Here is an 8,355-nt window from a genome sequence, read left to right as displayed (position 1 = left end):
TCTTCATGTCATTGCTCGAATGGATAAGGTTCGACCAATTACACCAGGCATAGAGTCGAACTCATGCACTGGCTAATTTCATAAATTCCTTTTTTTGTCAACTCCTAATACTGAACCGACGCCCTAGTCATTCCATCTAAATATTAAGCCAATCACAATTACAACAGGAGAACATCGTGCAAATCCAAATTCATACCGGCCACAACATCGAAGGTGACAAAGCACTAGCCACTCAGGTTAGTGGTGTAGTTGCAGAGAGTCTAAGCCGATTGGGCGATCGCATCACTCACGTTGATGTTCACCTGAGCGATGAGAACAGCGACAAGAAGGGCGGCGATGACGATATGCGCTGCACGATCGAAGCCCGCCTCAAAGGACACCAACCCCTCGCGGTCACACATCAGGCAGCGACCTTAGACCAAGCCGTTGACGGGGCTGCCGATAAATTGACCAGATTGATCGAGCACACGCTTGGACGGCTGCACCACCAAGAAAATCACAGAACTGACCCACCTCTGTCTAGCTCAGTTAATAGTCAATAAATTTTCCCAGGAGTCAGAGATGAATGCACAAGACCTGAAAGGAAATAGATCGAATCGGCTCAAATTTTCACTAGGAGTTTAGGAGAAATCCATGAGCTTTAAGAAATCAATTCAGACGATATTGCTGGGTTTTGCACTATGTTTTTGTTTTTTGGTTGGCATTGGGCAAAACCCGATCCTCGCAGCAACTATCGCAGAAACTGAACCAATCTTTCAAGAAAAGATGCAAACAATGTCTGAAAAAACCGTAAATCTGGAATCAACAATCGATCGCTTTCTCACATCAATTCCACCAGGCTATTACACGATCGCCAATGTCGAAGGGTTAAAAAAACAATTAAAGAGCCCTCAAACCCTGTTGGTGGATGTGCGAGAACCCTCTGAGTATAAGTCTGGACATATACCTGATGCCATCAATATTCCCCTCCAAACCTTGGCGCACAATCTGGAGCAAATTCCGCACGACCGCTCGCGATGTGCTGTACTGTTCCGCCGGTTATCGAGCGGCAATGGGAGTAATGACACTGCACTTATTGGGTTATGATAATGTCCAGGGGTTTCCACCTAGCGAAAGCAGGTTGGAAAACCGCAGGAGAAGCGATCGCTTCTAGTTAAAATTCCGAATTTTTACTCTGCAATTGCCAAAGCTTTTAACTTACTTTAAGAGGATTTTTGTGATGAACTCTATCTGCTTTAACGGGTTGAAAATTCACCCGCTGCCCTGGCTGCTAGCTGCTTTAATCTGCATTTCACTGGTTGTCTGGACTCCCTTACCCGCTTTTGCATCTGTGACGCAAATCGAAGAATATCCAGGGCAAATGCTCTACCAATCCCGGCAAACCCTGCAAGATCGGAACGGAAATTCCTGGCAGGCGATCGCCTTTAAGCGCATCCATCCCGAAGGTAGTTCTAGTCTCTCTCTGCGCGTCGTGGGCTTTCCTGGTGCGGTGGAATTCGATCGCACTCAACCGCTTACCTTGACAACATCTATGGGCGAAACTCTAACCGCCAAGGATATTTCTAGCGAAATTTCTCAGGACACACCAGCCCCAGCGAATGTCGCAGAATATGATATTCAGCTTGCCCTACCTCAGTTACAAGCGGAGATTCCCCTGCAACTGACATTACCAACCATCGACGGTGAATCCGTCAGCTTATCTGTTCCCTCTGCTGCAATTCAGGAATGGCAAACCCTGATTAGCCATTGATTAAAACCTGATACAAACTTGAGCAAAAAATTGACTGAGAGGTTTAGGAATCGAAACCCAGCAAAATCCGATTCGGTTAAAGAATTTGGTTCGACAAACGGTCGAAAAATTGCTGGCGCTAGGACTGCGTGGACAGGATGCCAAAGAGTTGCTGCAACCCATCCACGAACTAGATATAAATAGTCAATAAATTTGGGAGCATCTCATATTTGTAAAAAGACTTCTTTTGACTCCTTCTTTCTTCCTCTTTCCTCCTGTCTCCTGTCTCCTACCTCCAATTTCTAGCTTGGCTGCAAAAGTGAGATGCTCCCCTGGGCATTAGCGTTTTCCTTTGCCCGCGCCATCCAGCAACCAGCGTTAGAGCTTTGGCAAGGCAAAGAGGCGAATGTGTCAAACGCACAGCAGGCTTTGTTGCATCGAGCTAAGTGCAATTGGGCGGCGCGTCGTGGCGAATACAAGGTCGCGATGGAGGAGATGGGAGCCTGAAAACAATTAAGGGACTATGGAAAAACTAGGACAAAATAATGAACAATTCACGCTCCCGAAATTCTGGATAAGTGACAACTCCCACCTAGTTTATAAGTCATTTTTTTGAATTCAAATTAAGTTTAGATGAATCATCATTTTTAGCATTTCAGATAGTATTTCAGATAGCAGCATTACATATTGAGAGGTCAGTGATGCCAACGGCAACGGATTTTAAAGACTATTACGCCATCCTGGGAGTGAGCAAAACTGCAACTCCTGAAGAAATCAAACGGGCTTACCGCAAACTGGCCCGCAAGTACCATCCTGACCTCAATCCTGGGGATAAAGATGCAGAGGCAAAGTTCAAAGACTTGAACGAAGCAAATGAGGTACTTTCCGATCCAGAGAACCGGCAAAAGTACGATCGCTTTGGTCAACATTGGAATCAGCCGGGATACACTGAAGCGCCAACTCCTAGAGGAACTAATGTTTCGGCGGAAGACTTCGATCGCTACGAGGACTTTGATTCCTTTATCAACGATTTGCTGGGGGGAATGAAAGGTGGATCGAAACGTAGAACTCAGAACTATCAAACTGCGACCAATGGTTTTAATGATTTTGGGGACGGATTTCGTTCTCAAGCGCCCGCGCCGGATACCGAAGCTGCGATCGCACTCACATTTTCGGAAGCATTTCACGGTGTCCAGAAACGGCTACAACTCGACGATGAAACAATCAACGTCCGCATTCCCGCAGGCGCAAAACCCGGTAGTCGAATTCGACTCAAAGGTAAAGGTCGTCCTAGTCCATTCTCTCAACAGCGCGGCGATTTGTATTTAACTATCGAGATTTTGCCCCATTCTTTCTTTCGATTCGAGGGTGATGACCTCGTTTGTGACATTCCAATTCGCCCCGATGAAGCCGTTTTAGGGGCAGAAATCAGCGTGCCAACTCCCGATGGTAGCGTTACAATGAAAGTACCCAAAGGAGTGCGATCGGGACAATCATTAAGACTGCGCGGCAAAGGTTGGACGTTGCCAAAAGGAGGACGAGGTGACTTATTAGCTAAACTTCAGATAGTCACTCCGAAAGACCTGAATGAGATCGAGGAAGAATGCTACGAAAAAATCCAAGCAAATACGAGTTTTAATCCGCGTATCCAGTTAGAGGAAATTAAGTTATGAGCTTTAGCCTTTCAAAAATTGTGGTTTCACCCGAAGGTGAACAACTCTACACCTTTGAATATGCTGCATTGGTAACTGAAACTTCAATTACGCTAGTGAAAATTTATGTTGAATTAGGTGTGATCGAACCAATTGGCGACCTGCTGCATTCCCGCGAGATTGCTAGAATTGCTCAGATTCAGCGGTTGCGTCAAGACTTGGGACTGAACTTAGTCGGAGCCGCAATGGTGTTAGATATGGCGACTGAAATTGCCCAATTACGAGCACAACTTAGGGCGTATCAATCTCATCCATCAAATGCGTTATGAGGTATATGAACCTAACTGAAAAGCCGACATTAGATCGGGAGCGCAGCGAAATGCTGCAACAGTGGGAAGATTGGCTAGAAATGCCGATGCTAGTGCTGAGCTTTGCTTGGTTAGGACTGTTTATCGTTGAGCTTGTTTGGGGACTAAATCCTCTTTTAGAAGCGATCGGCATTACCATTTGGATTGTCTTGATCGTGGATTTTTGCATCAAATTTCTCCTCGCTCCTCGCAAACTTTCTTACCTCAAGCACAACTGGTTAATTGCCTTCTCACTGTTCATCCCAGCGCTACGAACCCTTCGGATTGTGCGATTCATACAGTCTTTGCGATCGGTTCATGCGGTTCGAGGGTTACAGTTGTTGGGAATGATGACACGAACTAACAGAGGAATGCGATTACTCGCTGTAAGTGTTCAGCGTCGAGGGTTTGGCTATGTGATGGGATTAACTGCGATCGTTATCTTAGTTGGAGCGGCTGGAATTTATGCGTTTGAGCGCGAACTTCCTAATAGCAATATCACCGACTATGGTACTGCGCTGTGGTGGACGGCAATGCTGATGACCACGATTGGATCTGATTACTTTCCGAAAACACCGGAAGGGCGGGTGCTATGTTTTTTACTGGGGTTGTATGCGATCGCAGTATGTGGTTATGCGACAGCAATGCTAGCAACATTCTTTGTAGGTCAGGATGCTGAGGATGATGAAGCAGAACTAGCAGGTGCAAAATCAATTCAAGCTCTACAAGCAGAAATCTCCGCACTGCGAACTGAGGTTCAAGCCTTAGCACAACGAGATTTAAAGCAATAACTTGTTAAGGATCGGAAATTAAATAAAACCCTGCTTTCATAAAAACTATTCCTTAAGAACGATACCCTCGCCAATTATAAAGGGTAGGCTGCTCGTAAACTACATTGCAGTGGCAAAACCATCGCCATATTAGTCACTTCAACTTATTCTTTAACAAGCTTTGCCCAATAATGATTGAAGTTAAGGGGTTAAGTGTATTTACTTAAACCCATTCATAAGCACAACCAAAATTATTGTCACAACTCATTTGCTTCTGTGCCTAATCCAATCAAAGATACAGAATTTAAAAAAGCAAAATTAATTTTGCATAGTACACATTAGGTGGAACTCGTTAACAAAGGAGATATAAATGAAAACACAAGTAGGGCTGTGGATTGACCATAGGAAAGCTACTGTCGTGGCGATTACGGAGAAAGGAGAAGAGATAAAAGAGATAATTTCTGACGTAGAAAAACAGCCTCGGCGTTCTGGTGATTCACCTCTTAAGGGCACTTATGAATCGCGTCAGATTCCCGCTGATAATAGCCGCCAGAGAACTTTTACGGGAGAACTCAATATTTACTACGATGAGGTCATTGCGTATATTCGTGATGCAGAATCTATTCTGATATTTGGGCCGGGTGAGGCAAAAGATGAACTAAAAGAACGTCTTGAAAGAAATAACCTCAGTGGTCGCGTTGTAGGTATTGAAACAGTTGACAAAATGACTGATTATCAGATTGCGGCGAAGATTCGACAGCACTTTACCACGTAGCAATCGGCAGTATCAAGACGAATTTACCTGTTTTTTATGTTTATTATCAAAAAGCAAGATTATGGTTTCACCAGTTGAGATCAATACCGTAACTGGCTTATCTGAAAAAGACGCGAACGGCTTGCCGTCTGCGACAGCAATCGCCCGACTCAAAGATGACGGCTACAATGAACTCCCCTCGGCTCAGTCTCGCAATCTGTTATCGATCGCCTGGAATACAGTTCAAGATCCGATCTTTCTCTTGCTAGTCGGCGGTGGTATCATTTACTGGATTTTAGGCGACTTACAAGAAGCCTTGATTTTGCTAGGTTTCGTCTTTTTTATCACCGGAATTAGCCTTTATCAAGAAGGCAAAACCGAACACGCCTTAGAAGCCTTGCGCGATCTTTCCAGTCCTCGCGCCTTGGTGATTCGGGATGGGGAACGAAAACGGATTGCGGGGCGAGAAGTGGTTCGGGGAGATTTCTTAGTGCTGGCTGAAGGCGATCGAGTGTCTGCGGATGCGATCGTCCTATCTTGCACAAATCTCTCAACCGATGAGTCGTTATTAACCGGGGAATCGCTACCCGTTCGCAAAGTTACCGCTGTGGGTAACGTGGAGATGGCGCGTCCGGGAGGCGATGAATTGCCGTTTGTGTATTCTGGCACATTGGTGGTTCAGGGACAGGGAATTGCTCAAGTTAAGGCGATCGGCCCTCAAACAGAAATGGGCAAGATTGGCAAGGCTTTGCAAAAAATCAAGCCAGAAACGACCCCCTTGCAACAGGAAATGAATCGCTTGGTTAGTCGTTTGTTTGGCATCGCTTTATCGCTGTGTGTGGCAATTGTTGTAATTTATGGATTCACGACACGAGATTGGCTTAAAGGAATTCTCGCCGGCATTACGTTAGCGATGGCAATTTTGCCGAATGAATTTCCGGTTGTCGTGACAATCTTTTTAGCCTTGGGAGCTTGGCGGATTTCTCAGAATCATGTCTTAGCACGCCGCGCCTCAGCCGTTGAAACCGTAGGTTCCGCAACCGTTTTGTGCGTGGATAAAACCGGGACATTGACTCAGAATCAGATGGCTGTGCAGCAGTTGTTATCCTACAACCAGGCAGAAAATCCTCAGCCTTATGATTTGGGATTGCATTCATCAGAGGCACTCCCAGAAGCAGTTCATCAATTAGTCGAATTCTGTATTCTGGCGAGCCAAAGAGATCCATTCGATCCAATGGAAAAAGCGTTTAAGGAATTGGGCGATCGCTATCTGGCGCATACCGAACATTTGCACAGCGATTGGAAACTGTTGCGAGAATATCCGCTGTCACCGCATCTACTGGCAATGTCTCATGTTTGGGAGTCAGCCGATGGCAAATTGTATGAAGTTGCGGCAAAAGGAGCACCGGAGGCGATGGCGGATCTCTGCCATTTCACGCCCCAACAGCAGAAAATTATGGCAGCGCAAGTCAGTGCAATGGCAAGTCAAGGATTGCGGGTATTAGGCGTTGCCAAAGCGTCTATTGTTGGTGCGCCGCCGCCATTTTTGCCGCCTCATCCGTCGCTCAATCCTAATCATTTGCCCGAAAAACAACATGACTTTCCGTTTCAATTTATCGGATTAGTTGGACTGTCCGATCCAGTACGTCCAACCGTGGCGGCGGCGATTCAAGAATGTCATACCGCAGGGATTCGAGTCGTGATGATTACAGGTGATTATCCAGAAACTGCTCAAAGTATTGCCCGTCAAGTTGGATTGATGCAGATGGGAGCAATTATCACCGGAGCAGAATTAGATGGCATGAGCGATGCTGAATTAGAGCAGCGGATTCAAAGTACAAATATTTTTGCACGAGCCGTTCCCGAACAAAAATTGCGGTTAGTTAATGCTTTGAAAGCCAAGGGTGAAGTCGTTGCAATGACGGGAGATGGCGTGAATGACGCTCCTGCTCTCAAAGCTGCTCAAATCGGGATTGCGATGGGTGAGCGAGGAACGGATGTGGCCCGTGAATCTGCGGCGTTGGTATTATTGGATGATGATTTTTCGTCGATCGTCCAAGCGGTCAAACTGGGGCGCAGAATTTTTGATAATCTCCGCAAAGCCATGTCATATCTGATTGCGATTCATATCCCGATCGCTGGAATGTCTTTGATTCCAGTATTGTTTAAGTTACCGTTAGTATTGCTTCCGGTTCATGTGGCATTTTTACATTTAATTATCGATCCAGCTTGCTCGATCGTTTTAGAAGCCGAACCCGCAGAAACAACGGTGATGAAGCGCCCTCCCCGCAACCCCAAAGAACCTTTATTTGGCAAGAAAACGCTGGGCTTGGCTGTGTTGCAAGGGGGCGGAATTTTGGCGATCGTACTGGCGATTTTTGCGATCGCCCTATATCGCAGACAAGGCGAATTTGAAGCCCGGGCGTTAACGTTTACGACGTTGATTTTGGCAAATTTAGGACTAATTTTGAGCGAAGGTTCAACCTCGCGCCTCAGCTTTAAAATACTGAAATCCCCAAATCCTGCCCTGTGGTGGGTGCTTGGTGGGGGACTGTTGTTCCTTGGGTTGGTGCTGTATGTCCCGTTTTTGCGTCATTTGTTCAGCTTTTCTCTGCTAAGTGCGATCGATCTTGCTATCTGTTTGGGCGGTGGATTGATTAGCTTGCTTTGGTTTGAACTGTTAAAGCAAACTACAAAAATTAGGCCATAGTCAGAGACGGTCAAACATTAGTTCTAGCAGCAAAGGTTGCTTATATAAAATTTAAAAATTAGGTGTCAAATAATCAATCCACAGCCCGCATTTGGGAGAAATCAGGACACAGTAGTGCCGTATCCTACGCCAGATTAATTGTAGGGAAACAGCACGTGCAGTCTCCTCTATATCATTCCGGCATAGCCGGAATGATATCAACCGTTCTGATGCGCCAAAACGCCTCGGCATAGTCATAAATTAGCGATATATTTATTTCACCAAAACCTCAGATTTTCTTCACAATTTAAAGCTATTATTAAAAATAATAACTCACCAGCATCAAATCATTAAAGAGTTGTTTTAGTTTTTCACCAGTAGATGAGGTTACTTAGAACAAAAACTTTTGTAGCC

At 45.5% G+C, this 8,355-nt stretch carries 10 protein-coding genes; all 10 read left to right on the top strand.

What is annotated here, in order from left to right; genetic code table 11:
* Positions 1 to 176 precede the first annotated feature (176 nt).
* The 10 genes from IQ263_RS02235 to IQ263_RS02190 all read left to right on the top strand — a co-directional run bounded on the left by IQ263_RS02235 (position 177) and on the right by IQ263_RS02190 (position 8,195).
* Positions 177 to 542, top strand: a complete 366-nt coding sequence (locus IQ263_RS02235) for an HPF/RaiA family ribosome-associated protein (protein WP_194065975.1) — start codon at positions 177 to 179, stop codon at positions 540 to 542.
* 232 nt (positions 543 to 774) lie between these two features.
* The gene (locus IQ263_RS28140) at positions 775 to 1,086 is read left to right on the top strand and encodes a rhodanese-like domain-containing protein (protein WP_228049736.1); all 312 of its coding nucleotides are present in this window, start codon (positions 775 to 777) and stop codon (positions 1,084 to 1,086) included.
* 133 nt (positions 1,087 to 1,219) lie between these two features.
* The gene (locus IQ263_RS02225) at positions 1,220 to 1,750 is read left to right on the top strand and encodes a DUF3122 domain-containing protein (RefSeq protein ID WP_194065974.1); all 531 of its coding nucleotides are present in this window, start codon (positions 1,220 to 1,222) and stop codon (positions 1,748 to 1,750) included.
* Positions 1,751 to 2,053: 303 nt separating this feature from the next.
* On the top strand, positions 2,054 to 2,236 hold the full coding sequence (locus tag IQ263_RS02220) for a class I fructose-bisphosphate aldolase (RefSeq protein ID WP_228049735.1): 183 nt from the start codon (positions 2,054 to 2,056) through the stop codon (positions 2,234 to 2,236).
* A gap of 194 nt (positions 2,237 to 2,430) precedes the next feature.
* Positions 2,431 to 3,402, top strand: a complete 972-nt coding sequence (locus IQ263_RS02215; protein ID WP_194065973.1) for a DnaJ C-terminal domain-containing protein — start codon at positions 2,431 to 2,433, stop codon at positions 3,400 to 3,402.
* Positions 3,399 to 3,710, top strand: coding sequence for a chaperone modulator CbpM (locus IQ263_RS02210; RefSeq protein ID WP_194065972.1), 312 nt, complete (start codon positions 3,399 to 3,401; stop codon positions 3,708 to 3,710). The genes IQ263_RS02215 and IQ263_RS02210 overlap by 4 nt, the downstream gene beginning before the upstream one ends.
* Positions 3,711 to 3,715: 5 nt before the next feature.
* Positions 3,716 to 4,519 (top strand): potassium channel family protein, encoded by an 804-nt coding sequence (locus IQ263_RS02205; RefSeq protein ID WP_228049734.1) that lies wholly within the window; start codon positions 3,716 to 3,718, stop codon positions 4,517 to 4,519.
* Positions 4,520 to 4,868: 349 nt separating this feature from the next.
* Complete coding sequence (locus IQ263_RS02200; RefSeq protein ID WP_194065970.1) at positions 4,869 to 5,273, top strand: hypothetical protein; 405 nt, start codon at positions 4,869 to 4,871, stop codon at positions 5,271 to 5,273.
* Positions 5,274 to 5,334: 61 nt separating this feature from the next.
* Complete coding sequence (locus IQ263_RS02195; protein ID WP_194065969.1) at positions 5,335 to 7,962, top strand: cation-translocating P-type ATPase; 2,628 nt, start codon at positions 5,335 to 5,337, stop codon at positions 7,960 to 7,962.
* A 62-nt stretch (positions 7,963 to 8,024) separates the two neighbouring features.
* Complete coding sequence (locus IQ263_RS02190; protein WP_194065968.1) at positions 8,025 to 8,195, top strand: hypothetical protein; 171 nt, start codon at positions 8,025 to 8,027, stop codon at positions 8,193 to 8,195.
* The last annotated feature ends 160 nt before the right edge of the window (positions 8,196 to 8,355 follow it).

It is taken from the genome of Tychonema sp. LEGE 06208 (genome assembly GCF_015207505.1).
Classification (GTDB): Bacteria; Cyanobacteriota; Cyanobacteriia; order Cyanobacteriales; family Microcoleaceae; genus Microcoleus.
The sequence above is the reverse complement of the archived record's forward strand: the minus strand, read 5'-3'. Positions and strand labels throughout refer to the sequence as shown.